General features: G+C 60.8%; 15 protein-coding genes and 1 tRNA gene. 10 read left to right on the top strand and 6 right to left on the bottom strand.

Annotation, left to right across the window (positions count from 1 at the left end; translation table 11 throughout):
• A partial coding sequence (locus GSQ80_RS01485) for a DUF3987 domain-containing protein (protein WP_158785743.1) occupies nucleotides 1–955 on the top strand: 955 nt, incomplete at its 5' end.
• 486 nt (nucleotides 956–1,441) lie between these two features.
• Nucleotides 1,442–1,618, top strand: coding sequence for a helix-turn-helix domain-containing protein (locus GSQ80_RS01480; RefSeq protein WP_158785742.1), 177 nt, complete (start codon nucleotides 1,442–1,444; stop codon nucleotides 1,616–1,618).
• A 279-nt stretch (nucleotides 1,619–1,897) separates the two neighbouring features.
• Here GSQ80_RS01480 and GSQ80_RS01475 read toward each other — a convergent pair whose 3' ends face one another.
• Nucleotides 1,898–3,025 (bottom strand): site-specific integrase, encoded by a 1,128-nt coding sequence (locus GSQ80_RS01475; protein ID WP_158785741.1) that lies wholly within the window; start codon nucleotides 3,023–3,025, stop codon nucleotides 1,898–1,900.
• A gap of 99 nt (nucleotides 3,026–3,124) precedes the next feature.
• On the opposite strand from GSQ80_RS01475, the gene GSQ80_RS01470 reads away from it, so the two are divergent.
• Nucleotides 3,125–3,199, top strand: a tRNA-Gly gene (locus GSQ80_RS01470).
• A gap of 94 nt (nucleotides 3,200–3,293) precedes the next feature.
• Here the strand turns inward: GSQ80_RS01470 and GSQ80_RS01465 are convergent.
• Entirely contained in the window at nucleotides 3,294–4,904 is a 1,611-nt protein-coding gene (locus tag GSQ80_RS01465) for a S41 family peptidase (protein WP_254059386.1), read from the bottom strand.
• Nucleotides 4,905–5,329: 425 nt separating this feature from the next.
• Between GSQ80_RS01465 and GSQ80_RS01460 the strand changes: the two genes are divergently transcribed.
• A complete protein-coding gene (locus GSQ80_RS01460; protein ID WP_158785740.1) occupies nucleotides 5,330–7,231 on the top strand; it encodes a peptidylprolyl isomerase in 1,902 nt (633 codons plus the stop codon).
• A 160-nt stretch (nucleotides 7,232–7,391) separates the two neighbouring features.
• Nucleotides 7,392–8,501: a 3'-5' exoribonuclease YhaM family protein gene (locus tag GSQ80_RS01455; RefSeq protein ID WP_158785739.1), complete on the top strand. Its 1,110-nt coding sequence runs from the start codon at nucleotides 7,392–7,394 to the stop codon at nucleotides 8,499–8,501.
• Between the two features lie 25 nt (nucleotides 8,502–8,526).
• On the opposite strand, the gene GSQ80_RS01450 is transcribed toward GSQ80_RS01455, so the two are convergent.
• Nucleotides 8,527–9,411 carry a magnesium transporter CorA family protein gene (locus tag GSQ80_RS01450; protein WP_158785738.1) on the bottom strand — a complete coding sequence of 295 codons (885 nt, stop codon included), beginning with the start codon at nucleotides 9,409–9,411 and terminating at the stop codon, nucleotides 8,527–8,529.
• 146 nt (nucleotides 9,412–9,557) lie between these two features.
• On the opposite strand from GSQ80_RS01450, the gene aroC reads away from it, so the two are divergent.
• Together aroC and def are read left to right on the top strand one after the other, a co-directional pair.
• Complete coding sequence (gene aroC, locus GSQ80_RS01445; RefSeq protein WP_158785737.1) at nucleotides 9,558–10,754, top strand: chorismate synthase; 1,197 nt, start codon at nucleotides 9,558–9,560, stop codon at nucleotides 10,752–10,754.
• Nucleotides 10,755–10,781: 27 nt separating this feature from the next.
• Nucleotides 10,782–11,378, top strand: a complete 597-nt coding sequence (gene def / locus GSQ80_RS01440; RefSeq protein WP_158785736.1) for a peptide deformylase — start codon at nucleotides 10,782–10,784, stop codon at nucleotides 11,376–11,378.
• A 29-nt stretch (nucleotides 11,379–11,407) separates the two neighbouring features.
• On the opposite strand, the gene GSQ80_RS01435 is transcribed toward def, so the two are convergent.
• Entirely contained in the window at nucleotides 11,408–11,659 is a 252-nt protein-coding gene (locus GSQ80_RS01435; protein ID WP_158785735.1) for a hypothetical protein, read from the bottom strand.
• A gap of 148 nt (nucleotides 11,660–11,807) precedes the next feature.
• Between GSQ80_RS01435 and fmt the strand changes: the two genes are divergently transcribed.
• Nucleotides 11,808–12,743: a methionyl-tRNA formyltransferase gene (gene fmt, locus GSQ80_RS01430; RefSeq protein ID WP_158785734.1), complete on the top strand. Its 936-nt coding sequence runs from the start codon at nucleotides 11,808–11,810 to the stop codon at nucleotides 12,741–12,743.
• A gap of 171 nt (nucleotides 12,744–12,914) precedes the next feature.
• Nucleotides 12,915–14,300, top strand: coding sequence for an RsmB/NOP family class I SAM-dependent RNA methyltransferase (locus GSQ80_RS01425; protein ID WP_158785733.1), 1,386 nt, complete (start codon nucleotides 12,915–12,917; stop codon nucleotides 14,298–14,300).
• Nucleotides 14,301–14,443: 143 nt separating this feature from the next.
• Here the strand turns inward: GSQ80_RS01425 and GSQ80_RS01420 are convergent, their stop codons facing one another.
• Entirely contained in the window at nucleotides 14,444–15,292 is an 849-nt protein-coding gene (locus tag GSQ80_RS01420) for a PASTA domain-containing protein (protein WP_158785732.1), read from the bottom strand.
• Nucleotides 15,293–15,390: 98 nt separating this feature from the next.
• Nucleotides 15,391–16,836 carry a cation diffusion facilitator family transporter gene (locus GSQ80_RS01415; protein ID WP_158785731.1) on the bottom strand — a complete coding sequence of 482 codons (1,446 nt, stop codon included), beginning with the start codon at nucleotides 16,834–16,836 and terminating at the stop codon, nucleotides 15,391–15,393.
• 205 nt (nucleotides 16,837–17,041) lie between these two features.
• Between GSQ80_RS01415 and GSQ80_RS22855 the strand changes: the two genes are divergently transcribed.
• Nucleotides 17,042–17,329 carry a hypothetical protein gene (locus GSQ80_RS22855; protein ID WP_174241288.1) on the top strand — a complete coding sequence of 96 codons (288 nt, stop codon included), beginning with the start codon at nucleotides 17,042–17,044 and terminating at the stop codon, nucleotides 17,327–17,329.
• Nucleotides 17,330–17,357 lie beyond the last annotated feature (28 nt).

Raw genomic sequence — 17,357 nt, 5'->3', positions numbered from 1 at the left:
CCTCGGTGCTCACGTGGTGAGTCCCGCCAGTGCACCGGGCTTGATCCAGGCAACGAAGCCGCGCAAGTTGGAGAAAGGCGAGACGCGCGGTCCGCTTGAGATGTGGAAGCCATTGCCGCGCTTCATCACCATCCAGGAAGAGATTGGCGGACTGTTTGCTAACTTCGCCAATGAGAATTCTGGACGCGGACTGGAAACGGCCATCTTGGAACTGTATGACCGCGACTCGTTCACCACTACAGCCACCAACGAACGGGCAGCTAAATCTGGACGCTTGCTGTATTCCATCTTGGGCGGCATCCCGAAGACGGAATGGGACAACATTTTTGCGCGCTCATCATCTGTAGGCAGCGGTTTGTTTTCTCGGCTAAACATCATTGGCACGGAGAATGACCGCACCGTGGCTGCGTTGCCGGAGTACGACTTCGCAGAGATGCAGCGGGTATTCTTGCCGCGCATCACCGCATTGGAAAAGACACCAGCGCGCATTCCCGTCTCACCCAACGCACGTGGCTTACTCAATGAGTGGTTTGCCCGGCTTTCGGATGAGATGAAGACTGAGGATCTACCGGCAGCGCGGTTGAACATTCACGCTCTCCGTGTGGCGCTGCATCTTGCTTGGTTGCGCGGTCACGCCAACATATTGGAGTCGGACGTTGACGCCGGTATCAAGGTGGCAAACTTCCAAGCCAAGATGCGCGAGTTCTACCGTCCGGCAGAAGGTGAAACACGTGAGGCGCAATGGGAAAACCGCATCATGTCCGTGATGAAACAGAAGCGATCCATTCCACACCGGGAACTGCAAAGGCTTTGCCATGCAGACAGGGCCGGTACTGCCGTGTGGGAGCGCGCCATCGCAGGGTTGAGGCGTGATGAACGCGTTGCCGTTGTGGATGATGTCACCAAGGCAGGCAAGAAAGGCAAAGTAGTCAAGTTGTTGAAACGAAGAGACTAACGCGTATGTGGTGACAGGTTGGTGACACCGTGGTGACAATAAAACAAGCGCAAGCAGCCTGTAATCAATGAGTTGCATCGTCTGTCACCAAACGGCCCCTATATTGCTCTCATTTATGGTCCGTAAGTCATTGATTTATATATACATATACATACGAGAGCAATCTATATAACGTACTTGTTTGACGCGTGTTTTGGTTGCGATCACTCAAGCGGTGTGCATTGCGCGGATGCAGTAGGTGAGTGTACCAATCGCCAAGGGCATCTATTCATTCTAACTCGCACATAACAAGTGTGTTAGGGGGTAGGTAAAATGTTGCCGATACCATCTAAATAGAGCTCCGCCATCCACAAATAACGGCACACAAACAATTCTGCGAATGTGGACGATTTACCACACTTTGTGTGTCTTTCCTACCACATCCATATTTGATTCTGAAGGACGGCACGGTGCAAGGGGAGAGGCACCTGGAATTGGAGCAATAAAGTGGAAACCAATGACGTACTAACGTTGGCGGAGGCAGCCGCGCTCCTACGCGTGCATCCTGTGACCCTCCGCAAGCGGGCAGCCGCGTGGGGTGTGCCGCATAGACGGTTGGGCGCGGAGTGGCGTTTCTCGCGCGCGGTGTTGACTGCCTGGATGCAAGAGCGGGACGCCGCCTAATAGAGTGCGTGCGACAATCGAGGACAGGGGGTGTTGGTGGCGTCTATCCACGAGTTTGTGACAATACCGGGCCGCCTAGTAGGCATGGGTCACGATGTCTCGTGCAGTGTGTTTGCTCAGAAGGTGTCACTTCCGGGCACGGAGCACTACAACTACGCTCGTGCTTCCATAGTGTACGAACCTGCGGGTTTGCCGGATGGCATCTACTCGGTGACGTTCGACGGTACGACTCTGAGAGTCCAACGCCAAGACGGGGAGTGGATATCATTGGCGGGCGGGTCACCCAACTAGGAGCTGCTCCGCCACGGTGGCGTTGGCGGCCCGCATCTCCGGCGTGAGGGTCTTGCCGTAGACGTTCATCGTTGTCTCAATGTCCGAGTGACGCATCAGGTCCTTCATCTGTGCCGGACTGACCTTGGCGGTAGCCATCCACGACTTATAGGAATGGCGAAACGTGTGCCACCCTAGGTTGGCTATCCCAAGCCGCATCGCAGCGGGCTTGATGTGCTTGGCTAGGCTGGTTGAATCGCTGTAGGGACTGCCCGTCTTGGCGCTGGCGAACACCCACGGCCACTCATGGGCTTGCCGGGTTTTGAACTCGCGGAGCAGCTTGCAGAGCTTCGGGTGTACAGGGATTTCGCTGCCGGATGCGTCCGTCTTTGGTGTGTTCTGGACGCGGCCATGCGTGAAGACTTGGCCGATGGAGAGCGTGTATGCGTCGAAGTCAAAGTCCTGCCACTTGAGGCCAAGGGTTTCACTCACACGAAGGCCAAGACAGCCGCACACCAGCACCATGAGGTTGTATGGTTCGGGCAGCTCCGCCACCAGCGCACGGAACTGCTCCGGCGTGATGATCGTGATGGCCTTCAGGCGCTTCGTGCTGCCCTTGACGCGGACAAGCTGCATCGGATTGCGCGCCACCGGGATGTACTCCCACAGCATGGCAAGGTCCAGGAGCTTGGACACCATGTTCCGAGTCCGCGCTTTCGACGCCGCGCCGAACGGTAGCTCCTCCAGCCACTTCTTTACGCCCATCGCTGTGACATCCGCCAACTTCACGTCTTTCCAACGGGGCCTGATGTGTAGGTCAATGAGGCTCTTGTTGGTTGTCTGCGTCGAGTGGCGAAGGGAAGGGAACTCCTCCACCATGTAACGGTCAATCACGGTGCCAAGCGTTGCGCCAATCTTTGCCGCCAGCGTCCCGGAGTTGAGGGCGGATAGCTGAGGTTCTACAGCCTTGCGCACGTCGCGTTCGGTCGGGTACTTCACGGAGTCGAACGTCTGGACCTTGAGTTTACGTTTGCCATCGGGAGCCGTACTATAGAAGCGGAACTCCCAAGCGAAACCTTGGGAACGTGGAACCTTGCGGACGCTGCCATGCTGGTATCGCTCACGATTGAATTTCATCTCAGCCCTCGGAAGATGAGCTAAGTGTAGCAAGTGTGGTGTTTGATGGTGTTAGGCGAGGTGATACAAAGCGCGTAAGTTGATGAAAGTAAGCAACTTGCGGGAGTAGTTCAGTGGCAGAACGTCAGCTTCCCAAGCTGAATGTCGCCGGTTCGATCCCGGTCTCCCGCTCCATCCTTTCTGAAGCCCGACACAAAAGCGCGCACATCGCGCCACAAACACAAAGGCCGCGCTCTTCAGCGCGGCCTTCGTGTTTCATCCAATCGTTTTACTGCGCGCCCGACTTGGTGCTAGCCGTCTGCACCTTCTGCTCCGCTGGCAGCGTGTGATTCTCCAGCGCCAGCGCCTCCGGCATAAAGTTCAGCGCCGCATTTACCTGCGGATCCCACTCGGTAATCACCTGGCTGCCCGCCGCCTGTCCAAACTGCGACGTGAACAACTCAGTCTTGATCCGCGCCTTCACCCACTCCACGTTATCGGCGAACTCCTTGTCGGTGAACTCCACGTTCTTCGACTTCAAAAAGTCCTTGAACTCCTGCTGCATCGCCGCGTCCACCGTCATGTCCCTGGTCACGGTATGGGTCGCAAGGTAATGCTTGCTGAAGTCCGAGAACGCGTAGTGAATCAGCATCTCATCCTCGAACTTGTTATTCTTCAGCGCCGCAATCTTCTCATCCGGCGTAATGCCGCCGCCGCCATACACGGTGCGCCCGGCATCGGTCTTCACCACTTCCTTATTCGTGTCATTGGCCGGCTTCGCGCCATCGCGCACATAGTAGTAGTCATACAGCGAAACGCCATCATAGTTCCGCTGGATCAGTCGTCCCGAAGGCGTGTAGTAGTGATACGTCGTCAGCGCCAGCCCGCTATCTTGCGAGATCGGAAACACCGTCTGTACGAGTCCCTTGCCAAACGTCGTCTCGCCCACAATCAGTGCGCGATCATGATCCTGCAGCGCGCCCGAGATAATCTCCGCAGCCGAAGCCGTATTCCGATCCACCAGCACCACAATCGGGTACTTCGTGCTCGAGCCGCCCGGAACCGTATACACCTGGTCCGGGAACACGCCCTTGCGCGCCCTCTGCGACACCACGATATCGCCCTTCTTCAGGAACTTGTCGCACACATCCACCGCCTGGTTCAGCAGCCCGCCCGGATTCTGACGCAGATCGATCAGCAGCCCCTGCAGTCCCGGCCCAAACGAATCCAGCGCATGCTGGACCTCGTTCGATGTCGTCTCCATCTCGCCCGTGATCCGGATATACCCGATCCCCGGCCGAATCATGAACGCCAAATCAACCGACTTCTCTGGAATCTCATCGCGCATCAGGTCAAACGTCAGCGGCTTGGCCGACCCCTCGCGCATCATCGTCACCGCCACATGTGTCCCGCGCGGTCCCTTCAGCAGCGACGCCACGGCCGCCGTGTCCATATGATCGGTCGATTTCCCGTCCACCGACAGAATCACGTCGCCCGGCCGAATCCCCGCCCGATACGCCGGCGTCCCTTCCATCGGCACCACCACCACGATCTTGCTGTCCTGCAGCACAATCCGCATGCCCACGCCGTAATACCTGCCGCTCTGCTCCTCGCGCATCTCCGCATACGACTTCGGATCGTAGAAATTCGAGTGCGGATCCAGCACATGCAGCATCCCCGGAATCGCCCCGTCGTAGATCGCCTTGTCTACCTGGTCTTTATTCAGCTTGTTCGCGTAATTCGCCTCCACCAGCGCATACACGTCCGTAAACTGCTTCATCGAGTCGCGCAGCTGCGACTCATCCGTGGCCGACTGCGCCGCCACCCGGCCGCCAACCAGCGACCCCGCAAACCCGCAGGCTGTTAAAAAGATCGTTGCTGAAAAGAGTGCGCGACGCATCGGGGAAGACATCATGGAAGGGAAGAACCTCGGAGTAGGAAACAGCTAAAAACACCGCCGGGACCCCGGTCGTTGCAGCCGTTTCCGGTTGGACGGAGTATAACATCGCAGGGTTAGCCGCCGCCTCCCCACCCCCCAACCACCAATCCCCGTCATCTCGATCGGAGCGCGCAGCGCGGAGCGGAGAGACCCCTGTATTTGCCCTTGCTGTTGCTCTTGCCCTTGCTCTCGCTTTTCCTTCTATCATTCGCGGATGGATTCAGCTTCCCGCCACCCACCCAAACCCTCCACAGCCCCAAGCCCCCAAACGAGCGTCCGCACGGGTAGAATGAAATTGCCAGATAACCTCCACCCGGCTGCGCGGTCAAATCCTCATCAGACCGCTTAGCAAGCACCCCGCACGGGCGGTTCTGCATAAGGAACGGATGACCGAGAAGCTTACACGCATCAACCTCCAGGGCCGGTTCACGACCACGACCAGCATCGTAGCCACCTTCCTCCTCGCTGTAGCCGGTTCCCCCGCGCTAGCGCAGACCCCGCAGCCCGGCTTCCCGGCTGGCGGCGCCAACTTCGAGCCGGCCTCCACGCTCAGCCTCCCCGCTCTGCCCACCCCCGCGCCCATCACCCCCAACGGCGACGTCGTCGAAGATGCCGTAGCGCGCATCAACGACCAGATCATCACCCGCACCGAGTACGCGGCCGCCGAGCAGCAGCTCCTCGAGCAGGCCCGCCAGGACAATCTCCCCCAGGCCGACCTCGACGAGCGCGTCAATAACCTCCTTCGCGATCTCATCGACGAGCAGCTCCTGCTCTCCAAGGGCAAGGAACTCGGCATCACCGGCGATGCAGAAACCATCCGCGAGCTCGACGATATTCGCAAGAAAAACAATCTCCCCTCCATGGAAGCCCTCGAGAAAGCCGCCGCCTCTCAGGGCGTCTCCTTCGAAGACTTCAAGCAGCACATCCGCGATCAGATCATCCGCCAGCAGGTCGTGCGCGACCAGGTCGGCAGCCATCTCAACATGACCCACACCGAGGAGATCGCCTACTACAACGCCCACGCCCAGGACTTCACAGTCCCTGAGCAGGTGCACCTCAGCGAGATCCTCATTCCCACCCCCGAGAACGCCACCCAGGCCCAGCTTGACGCGGCCCAGGCCAAGGCCGACGGCATCGCCGGCAAGCTTCGCGCTGGCGGCAACTTCGCTGACCTTGCACGCACCGACTCCGGCGGTCCCAATGCCGCTGCCGGCGGAGACCTCGGCGATTGGAAGCGCGGTACCCTCGGTGATGTCCTCGAAAAGGCCACCTTCTCCCTCCCCGTCGGCGGCACGACCGATCCCATCCGTACCCGCCAGGGCTACGTCATCCTCCGCGTAGACTCGCACCAGAAGGCCGGCGTTCCTCCGCTCTCCGCCGTAGAGGAGAAGGTGCAGGAGGCGCTCTACTTCCAGCAGCTCCAGCCCGCTCTCCGCGCCTACCTCACTAAGGCCCGCGGCGACGCCTACACCGAGATCGCCCCCGGCTTCGTCGACACCGGCGCCCCTACCAAGAAGACCACCACGCAGATCGCCTACACCTCCTACAAGGCGCCACCGCTCAAGAAGAAGGTCAAGGCCAAGCAGCGCCTCGAGCAAGAAAAGGCTAACCGCGCCCAGGTTGAACTCGCCGCCGCTCGCGAACGCGTCGCCGAAAAGGAAGCCGCCCACGCCGCCAAGGTAGACGAGAAGAACGGCAAGCCAGTCGCCGCCGCCTACAAGCCCAAAAAGATTCATCGCGAGAAGATCCGCTACGGCGAGGCGCCTGAGCAAGCACTCCCCAACGGAACAGCCGAGACCGCCGTAGGCGGCTCCATCGGCGCCCCCATCACCGGCCAGGCCCCCGGCGTCGCCATGTCGCCCAACGAGGCCATCACCACCATCACCACCGGCACCGGCGCGGATGAGGACAAGGACAACGCAGATCCCTTCGCCTCCAAGACCGGCCCCCAAAAGAAGGTTCGCTTCTCTACTTTTGAAGCCCAGGCTGAGGAGAAAAGCGCCAAGGAGAAGCTGACCAAGGCAGAAGCCAAGGCCGAGACCCGCCCTCTCCCCACCACGCCCACCGAGAATGCGGACGAGAAGTTGCGTGCCCAACCCCTCGGCCTCAATGGCGACACCGTCGTCAAGAAGAAGAAGGTCCACAAGAAGGGCGAAGTCAAGGAGCGCTTCGAGGAGAAGCCGAAGGAGCCAGCGGAGACGCCCAACACGGTCGCCCCCACGGTCAACCCCAACCTGGCAACCCCCGTCCCCCCTCCTCCTCCGTCCAACCCCAGCCCAACCCAATAGCCACCCAACACACCGAATCCACCAACGAGGGCCAACCGGCCCTCGTTGCCGCTTAAGCCCAACCCAACAACTAACAACTAAGAACTAACAACTAAGAACGAAGAACTGCCCTCCCATCACAGCATCCACCCGACCCACTGTCGTATCCTTGCCCCAACCCATGAAAGACTTCTTCATCGCCGACGCGGCCCGCTTCGAAAACCAGCCCATCACCAGCTACTTCCTCATCGCCGCGATCACCGCGCGCGATCGCAAGCCAAGCGGCCAATACCTCGCCATCACTCTAGCCGACAAGTCTGGCCAGTTCGAAGCCCGCATGTGGGAAGACTTCGCCGATGTCGTCCAAACCTGCTCTGCCGGCTGCTACGTCAAAGTCCAGGGCCAGGTCTCGAAATACCAGGGCAAGTACCAAATCACCCTCACCAAGATGCGTCTAGCCGCCGCCTCCGAGATCGACACCGCAGACTTCATCCCCACCACCCAATACGACATCCCCTCCATGGCCGCCGAGCTCCGCAGCTACGTCGCCGCCTTCAAGAATCCGCACCTCCGCCGCCTAGTCTTCGCCTTCCTCGACGACCCCACCCTCGGTCCCGCCTTCCTCGAAGCCCCCGCGGCCAAGCGCCTCCACCACGCCTGGATCGGTGGCCTCCTCGAACATGTCGTCTCGCTAGTGCGCGTCTGTCTAGCCAACGCCCCCTTCTACCCCGAAGTCGACCCCGACCTCCTCGTCACCGGCGCCATCCTGCACGACATCGGCAAAGTCCGCGAACTCTCCTGGGGCAGCAGCTTCGACTACACACTAGAAGGCCAACTCATCGGCCACATCTCCATAGCCCAACGCCTCCTCCAGGAAAAAATCACCCAACTGGACGCCGAGGCGGCCGCACAATCCCAGCTCCCGCCCTCCGCGCAGGACCTCCTGGACTTGTCATCCTTCGCCGCAGGCGGAGGATCTGCTTCTCTATCCACGCGCCTCGAGCCCTTTCCCCAAAACCTCCGTCTCCTCATCGAGCACATGATCCTCTCCCACCACGGCAAGCTGGAATTCGGCAGCCCCAAACTCCCCATGACCCCCGAGGCCATGCTCCTCAGCGCGCTCGACGATCTCGAGGCCAAGTTCCAGGCTCTCCGCAACGAATTCGCCAGCGCCCAATCCGCCGGCCGCTCCCCCAGCGAAACAACCGAATGGGTCCGCAGCATGGACCGCGCCCTCTTCAACTCCCAGGCCTGGCTAAACTCCCCCCAAACCAAACCCACCAAAGACTAACCTCGATCACCCGCAAGCCAGTCCATCAGAGCCATTTAAATCTACGCAGAAGATAAAGAAAGAGCACCGTCGCTACGATCGTCACGGCTGCAACCCATGCGGCTCCGTGAGGAGAGTCTTCAAAGGGAAGCCCTTTAAGGTTCATACCGTAAATGCCCGAGATGGCCAGCGCAGGCAAAGCGATGGTCCCGAGGACGGTTAGAACTTTCATCACCTCATTGGTGCGGTTGGCCACCGAGGAAAGGTAGATGTCGAGAGTATTATTCAGCAGGTCGCGCTGGGTTTCCACGGAGTCGAGCAGCCGCGCGATATGGTCATAGGTATCGCGGACGTAAGGCTGGTGATCGGCATCAATGATGGTGTTGGGATCGCGCTGCAAATGGAGCGAGGCATCACGTGTATTGACCAATACACGGCGAAGATCAATGAGTTCTCGCTTGATGGCAAAGATACTTTGCAGGATCTCCGGAGACGGATTGTCGAATACCTTGTCTTCAAGATCGTCAATCCGGTCATCGAAGTGATCGATGGCTGGAAAATACAGATCGACGATAGTGTCGAGAATAAGAGACAGAAGTTTTCCTGGATGTTCGTCATCGCCGTCGCGACGAGCCCGATCGAGAGCCTGGACAGTCGTGGGACAGGTGGGATCTGAAATGGTAATGAGGAAGTCTTTACCGGCAAAGATATCGATCGCGCTGAAAGTCGGAGTCTGTTCGCCTGGATTGTCGGGATCGGGCACCAGGCGAACGGGTTTAAAAACTGCAAAGGTATAGTGGGGCGCGGTATCTACCTTGACGCTCTCGTCCGGGCTGCGCGCGTCCTCAAGGTGCAAAGGATGGAGATTGTATTTACGGGACAGCTCGTCGAGTTTCGGATCATTCGCATCGTTGAGTTGGTACCAGGGCACGATAGCCTCCAGCAATTTGTTCGAGCTTGCGACCTCGATTCTATCTTCACGGCATCTCGACACGGGGGGCACGCCTTTTCCTCGAACCCGCACGCGAAGGCCTTTCCCCGTCTGCATAAGACGGCAGGTCTTATAATCGATAATTCATGCTTCGTTTCTCCACAGCCGGCGAAAGCCACGGCGAATCCCTCGTAGCCCTCCTCAGCGGTCTACCCGCGGGCATCCCCGTAGACCAATCCTTCCTCGACCACGAGCTCTGGCGTCGCCAGCAGGGCTACGGCCGCGGCGGCCGCATGCGCATCGAAAAGGACACCGCCCACATCCTCTCCGGCGTCCGGCACGGCCACACCATCGGCTCGCCCATCGCCATGACCTTGGCGAACAAGGATTGGAAGAACTGGGAAGAGATCCTCCCCGTAGCCGAAGGCGATCCCGAAAAGCACAAAGCCGTAACCAGCCCCCGCCCAGGCCACGCCGACCTCGCAGGCGCCCTCAAGTACAACTTCCCCGACGCCCGCTACATCCTCGAGCGAGCCTCCGCCCGCGAATCCGCCGCCCGCGTAGCCTGCGGGGCCGTAGCCAAGATGCTTCTCCGCGCCCTCCGCATCGAAGTAGCCAGCCACGTCACCCGCGTAGGCGGTGCCGAACTCTCCCGCGAGGCCACCTTCCAGGAAATCGCCGCATTAGCCAGCAGGGAAGACGTCCTCCTCGCCTGCGTCGACCCCGAATCCGAAGCCCGCATGAAAGCCGAAGTCGACGTAGCCCTCCGCACCGGCGACACCATCGGCGGCATCTTCGAAGTCGTAGTCCACGGCCTCCCCCCCGGCATCGGCACACACGTCAACTGGGACGAGCGCCTCGACGGCCTCCTCGCCCAGGCCGTCATGAGCCTCCAGGCCGTCAAAGCCGTAGAGCTAGGCCGCGGCGTAACAGCAGCCCAATCCCCCGGCTCCAAAGTCCACGACGCCATCGGCTACACCAGCGGCGACGTAGGCGACCTCGCCGCAGGCGGCCCATTCACCAAGTTCACCCGCGAGCACAACAACGCCGGCGGCCTCGAAGGCGGCATCTCCAACGGCGAAGACCTCGTCATCCGCGGCTACCTCAAGCCCATCTCCACCCTCCGCCGCCCCCTCGCCTCGGTCTCCTTCGAAACCCGCGAGGCCACCAAAGCATCCTATGAGCGCTCGGACGTCTGCGTCGTCCCGGCCGCTGGTGTCGCCGCCGAAGCCATGGTCGCCCTCACCGTCGCCCGCTCCCTCCTCGAGAAATTCGGCGGCGACAGCCTCCACGAACTCCACCGCAACTACACTGGCTACTGCCATCAAATAAGCACCTACTGAGAAAAACCGTACTGACCGATACAGAACATGCCCACCGACACCAAACTCGACGACAAAGAAGTCAAAAAGCAGAACCGTATCGCCACCCGCGACGCCGTGCGCAAGTCCGCCCCCAAGCTCCACGAGGTCGTCAAATACCCCGACCCCGTCCTCCTCAAGAAGGGCGAACCCGTCACCGAGTTCACCCCCGAGCTAGCCCAATTCGTCGACGAGATGTTCGACAGCATGTACGCCGCCGAGGGCATCGGCCTCGCCGCCCCCCAGGTCTCCGTCTCCAAACAAATCACGGTAATCGACATCAGCTTCAACGAGCGCCCCGAAGACCGCCTCGTCCTCATCAACCCCGAAGTCATCGACCGCCGCGGCAAGCAGGTAGAAGAAGAAGGCTGCCTCTCCCTCCCCGACATCCGCGAAAAAGTAGCCCGAGACGCCTGGGTTAAAGTCCGTGCGCAGAACGTGAAAGGGGAAGTATTTGAAGTAGAGGGTACAGAGCTATTAGCCCGCGCGATGCTCCACGAAATCGACCACCTCCACGGCATCCTCTTCATCGACCGCCTAAGCCGCCTCAAACGAGACCTGGTCCTCCGCCGCATCAAGAAGCTCATCAAGCATGGCGACTGGTAGTCCTGATTTGACCTGTTTCGCAACGCCGCTTAGTTCGTCATCTCGACCGAAGTCCGCGCCTTTGCGGACGTAGCGGAGAGACCCCTGTATTTGCTCTTGCTTCTGCCGTTGTCGTTGCTCTTGCTTCTGCCGTTGTCGTTGCTCTCGCTTCTGCCGTTGTCGTTGCTCTTGCTTCTGCCGTTGTCGTTGCTCTTGCTTCTGCCGTTGTCGTTGCTCTCGCTTCTGCCGTTGTCGTTGCTCTCGCTTCTGCCGTTGTCGTTGCTCTTGCTTTTTTCTGTCATTCCCCCTGGGAATCTGCTGTTGTCTCTGCCCTCGCCCTTGCACCTGAGATAGGCCGGGGCTTTAGCCCCGGCAATTAAACATGCCCCCGAGTTTGGGCTTTAGCCCCTGGGACTTCCTCCTTCACCCGAACCACCGAGGTCCGCACAAATGAAACTAGTCTTCTGCGGAACCCCCGAATTCGCGGTCCCAACCCTCCAGGCCCTCGTCGATGCCGGCCACGAAATCCCCCTCGTCCTAACCCAGCCCGACCGCCCCGCCGGCCGCAAGCACGAACTCCAAGTCCCACCCGTCAAACAACTAGCCCAGAAACTCGGTCTCCCCATCCTCCAACCCGAGCGCCTAAAGAACAACCCAGACCTTCAGGCGCTACTTGAACAAATCGCCCCAGACGCAATCATCGTCGTGGCCTACGGCCGCATCATCCCCCAATGGATGCTCGACCTCCCGCCCTACGGCAACATCAACGTCCACGGATCCCTCCTTCCCAAATACCGAGGCGCCGCCCCCATCCAGTGGGCCGTCGCCAACGGCGAAACCGAAACAGGCGTCACCACCATGCTCCTCGACGCCGGCCTCGACACAGGAAATACACTCCGTTTCCACAGCCTTCCTATACGCCCCGATGCCACTTCTGCAGAGCTTTATCCACAGCTTTCACAGATAGGTGCAAGCCTCTTACTTCAAACCCTTTCCGGTCTGGAGCAGGGAACGATCATCCCCCAGCCGCAGGATAACGCCGCCGCCACGTTAGCCCCCATCCTCACCCGCGAGGACGGCCGCCTGGATCTAGCCCATCGCACCGCCCAGCAGACCTACAATCGGTGGCGAGGCTTCACCCCATGGCCCGGAGCCCACGCTCTCTTCCGCGGCAAGCGCTTCCTCATCCACCGCATGCACCCCTCAACCTCCACCTTGACCCTCGCCCCCAACCAGCTGGACTTTTCCACCGACCACCTCCTCGTAGGCGCCACCCATAACACGGTCCTTGCCCTAGACGAAGTCCAGCTAGAAGGCAAACCGCGCCTCTCAGGCCTCAAATTCGCTCGAGACTTTCAACTTCATGCAGGAGAACATTTGTCATAGTAGCAAAGCGTTCTAATACAATGATTTGTGTAACTTTTGCAATCTAATACATCCACAAATCCATCTGAATCAGCGTTCACAAATTACCATTTATCCCAGCTTTTCCACAGCCACACCGATTCCCACATGCCCAAGCCCCCATCGTCTAAATCGCCTAAAAAGAATGGCCCTATGCAAACCCCTGCGCAAAACCGGCCCGCCGCGCAGGTTTTTGCACAGCCCCAGCCGCCCGCACACGCCCCTATCACCCCCGCCCGTTCCGCCGCCTTCGCCATCCTCGTCCGTGTCGCCGACACCTCCGCCCACTCCGACGACCTCCTCCACGGCCCCGGCATGTCCGCCCTCTCCCAGGCCGACCGCAACCTCGCCCACACCCTCGTCTTCGGTGTCCTCCGCTGGCAGATCGCCCTCGACGCCCGCATGCAGCCCCTCCTCCAGCGTCCCGACCAGGCCCTCCCCACTCCCGTCGCCACCGCCCTCCGTATGGGAGCGTTCCAGCTCCTACACCTGGACCGGATCCCCGCCCATGCCGCTCTCTCCGAATCCGTCGAGCTAGTCCGCGCCGCCGGACACCCCCACGCCGCCGGCATGGTCAACGCGATCCTCCGAAAGCTAACCCGCCAACCCCCCGCCCAACCCAAACTCTACGAAACAACGGCCGCCTTCGCCGAGCGCCTCTCGCATCCCCTCTGGCTAGCCAACCGCTGGGTACAGAACTACGGCCGCGCGGCCGCACTCGCGATCCTAACCCACGACCAAACCGAGCCCCAACCCAACACCCTCTTCCTCTCCGGTGACGCCCCAGTTGTCCCCCCAGCTTCTAGCTACCCCGAGGTTTCAACCTCGGGTTTCATGACCTCAGAAAACGAAGAGTGGGTTTCAACCCCCGACCTGCCCCACCTAGACGACGGCTCCCGCCTCGTAGCCGAGCTAGCCGCCGCCTCTCACCCCACCCCCACCCGCATCTGGGACACCTGCGCCGCGCCCGGCGGCAAAACCCTAATCCTCGCAGCCCGCCACCCCGGGGCCCATCTCCTCGCCACCGACGCCAACCCCCGCCGCCTCCAGGCCCTCGCCACCCGCCTCGAGACCACGTCCCCCCAAACAAAAACCCTCCACGCCGACGCCACCGCCCTCCCCGAAGCCGAAGGCCTCTTCGACCTCATCCTCTGCGACGTCCCCTGCAGCGGCACCGGCACCCTCAGCCGCAATCCTGAGATCCGCCAGCGCCTCCAACCCGCCGACCTGGCCCGCCAGGCCACTCGCCAGCGCGAAATCCTCACTGCCGCGCTAGCCCGCCTAGCCCCCGGCGGCCACCTCCTCTACTCCACCTGCTCCCTCGAACCCGAAGAGAACGAACAAGTAGTCGCCGCCGCTCTCGCCGCCGCCCCCGGCATCACCCAACTCCCCCTGGACCCCATCCTGGACCAGCTAGCCACCACCGGCCTCCTCACCACGCCCCCCGCCGACCTACTCCGCAACGGCCACCTCCGCACTCTCCCCGGCGCAAACTTCTCCGGCGACGGTTTCTTCGCCGCCCTCCTCCACCGCCCCTAGGCGTACTTGCTTTTCTGGCTGTCATTCCGAGCGCAGCGAGGAACCTGCTTCCTCTCGTTCTTGCTCTTTCTCCGCCTGGAAGAGCTGGGCCTCAGTCGCCAATATTCCAGCTATCGAAGGGATCCTTGGGACCTCGCACGCCCCTAGTGCGCAACCGGCACCGGAACCGCCGCGGGAGCCGCCGGAGCCACAGGCGCCGCCGCAGCCCCACTCGCCCCCAGCGTCAACCGCACCACATCCCCCCGACTAGCTTTAAACCCCGACTCCGGCGACTGCTCCGTCACCACCCCGCTAGGCACCACAGGCGCGGCGGGCGCAGCCGGCACCACGGGCTGCCCCGGCACCACCGGCGCAGGCGCTGGGGCCGGCGCTGGCGCCGCAGCCGGCACGCCGCCAATCGTCGCCACCTTCAACCCCAGCCCAATCGCCGCCCGATTCGCCGCCCCAAAACTCATCCCCACAAACGACGGCAGCACAAACGCGCTCGACGCATTCACCGACGAACTCAGCAACAGATTCACCCGAGGCTGGTCAACCCCCGCATTGGGTGGCGGCGTCTGCGCCAGCGTCATCTCCGCATCGCCCGGCGCGCCAATATGCGCCAGCGTCCCCAAATCCAGCTGCATCTTGCGTATCTCCATCGACGACTCCTGCATCGGGTCTCCCACCACATCCGGAATCGTCACCTGCTGCGGCCCCAAACTCTCCGTCACCCTCACCTGCCACCCATGCCGCACCCGCGACCCCGCCGCCGGCGCCTGCGACAAGACCCTCCCCGCGGGCACCGTGGTCGAATAAAACTTGTTCTCGATATTCAGATCCACGCCCGTCCGCAGCGCCGCCTGGCTGGCCTCCCCCACAGTCATCCCCGCAAAATCCGGAATCGTCACCTCGTGCCCATGCAGCGCAAACCGCAGCGTAATCCCAGCCGACACCAGCATCACCGCCAGCATCGCCATCCCCAACAGCGTCCATTTCACAAACGGTTTCATCGCAGCCCCAGCATACAGAAAGTTCTCAGTTCTCAGTTCTCAGTTGTTAGTTCTCACCCCTAACTGACAACTGAGAACGAACAACTAACAACTTCCCCTCACCGCCGATTATCCGTAGCCGGCTCCGGATGAATAAACACCCTCGACACCTGCGGATGGTCCAGCCGAAACTCACTTTCAAAATTCGTAATCACCTCGTGGACAGCCTCCATTGGAAGATCATCCGGCAGCGTGCAATGCAGGTTCACCTGCACGCTATTCGCCGCGCCGCCATGCCCGCGCGTCACCGTGATCTCGTGAATATCCAGGATCTCCGGAAAATGACTAGCGGTCGTCCGTAGTTGATGCTCCAAATTCTTGCTGGGATCAATCTGCGCAGCCTCCGCAATCGTTGCTGGCTCACTCTCAATATGCGTCAGCAGCGTCGCAATCCCCGGCACCTCATGCTTCATCTCGGTCTCAAGCGCCGTCACCACGTCATGCGCCTCGCGCAGCGTCATCGTCTCCGGCACCTCGAGATGCTGTTCCACGTGCAGCGCTCCGTCATACTGCCGAACGCTCACGTCGTGAATTGAAAGATTCGACCGCGCCGCCACCGCCCGCACCTTGTCGAACACACTCTCTCCCAACGAAGCCGTCGGCACCGTATGGATCACTACATCCGCTCCCGGCAGCAGCTTCTGCACCGCCTCGGTAGCCGCAAACGTAATTTGTTCTGACCGCTGAAACGTCAGCTTCCTCGGCAGGCTCAACGTCAGGTCCACAAAATAATTCGACCCTGACCGCCGCACCCTCACCCGGTTTACCGACAGCACACCATCCTCTGCCTCAAGGTCATGAATCAAGTCCCGCCGAATCTGTTCCCGCACCTCAGGCGGCGTCGCATCCAGCAGGGAATCGACCGTCTGCCGCGCCAGCCGCCACGTCACCCGCAAAATAATCGCCGCCACAATCAGCGCAGCAATCGGATCCGCATAGGTCAGCGCCGGCACATGCAGCTTCTCTCCCGCAAACGTCGCCAGCAACCCAAGAAACACCGCGGCCGACGACCAGATGTCGGTCCCAAAGTGCACCGCATCGGCCTCCAGCGCATCGCTTCTGTGTTCCTGCGCCACGCGGTGCAGCGACCGCGACCGCGTAAAGTCCACCGCCATCGACAGCAGCAGCACCGCAAATGGCCACACAGACCAGCGCAGATCCAGCCGCGTGTGATGCACCATCCGCTCAATCGCCTCGCGCGCAATCCACACGCACGACCCCACCATCAGCAGCGTCTCAAACGCCGCCGACAAACTCTCCAGCTTCCCATGCCCGTAGTTGTGCTCTTCATCCGCGGGCATATCGGCCGCCCGCACCGTCAGCAGCGTAATCGCCGACGCAATCAAATCAATAAACGAGTGCGCCGCCTCGCTCAGCATCCCCAGCGAGCCCGCCAAAATCCCGGTCAACAGCTTCAGCAGCGTAATTCCCATCGCCGCCAGCAGCGACGACTGTGCCGCCGATCGCTTCGCCGCCGTAGCCTGCGTCTGACTCATCGGACTCATCGTTCCATGCTCCGGCCAGCCTCAACCACCCGCATCCACCCCGCACGTCGCCCTCTGCCCCATCGCCCATTCCATCGCCCTGAGCATACCTGTTCAACTCCGCAAACGCCATACAACGCCCCACTCCCTCAACGCCACATTCAGCTCCCCGCGCCCAATCACCCCGACCGAAACGTCATCTCGACCGAAGCATCATGGCCTCATCATGATGCGAAGTGGAGAGACCCCTGTATTCGCTGTTGCTGTTGCCGTTGCTGTTGCCTTTGTCTTTGCCGTTGCCGTTGTTCTTGCCGTTGTTCTTGCCTTTGCCTTTGCTGTTGCGGTTGCCGTTGCTCTTGCCTTTGCCTTTGCTGTTGCTCTTGCCGTTGTTCTTGCCTTTGCTTTGCTGTTGCGGTTGCCGTTGCTCTTGCCTTTCTGGCTGTCATCCCGCAGGGATCTGCTTCTTCTCTCGCGGTTGTTGTTGTCCTTGCGGTTGCTCTTGCCTCTGAGATAGGTCCGGGCTTCAGCCCGGACATTCAAAC

The organism is Granulicella sp. L46 (assembly GCF_009765785.1).
Lineage (GTDB): Bacteria > Acidobacteriota > Terriglobia > Terriglobales > Acidobacteriaceae > Granulicella.
This window is presented reverse-complemented; position numbering and strand designations above follow the sequence as displayed.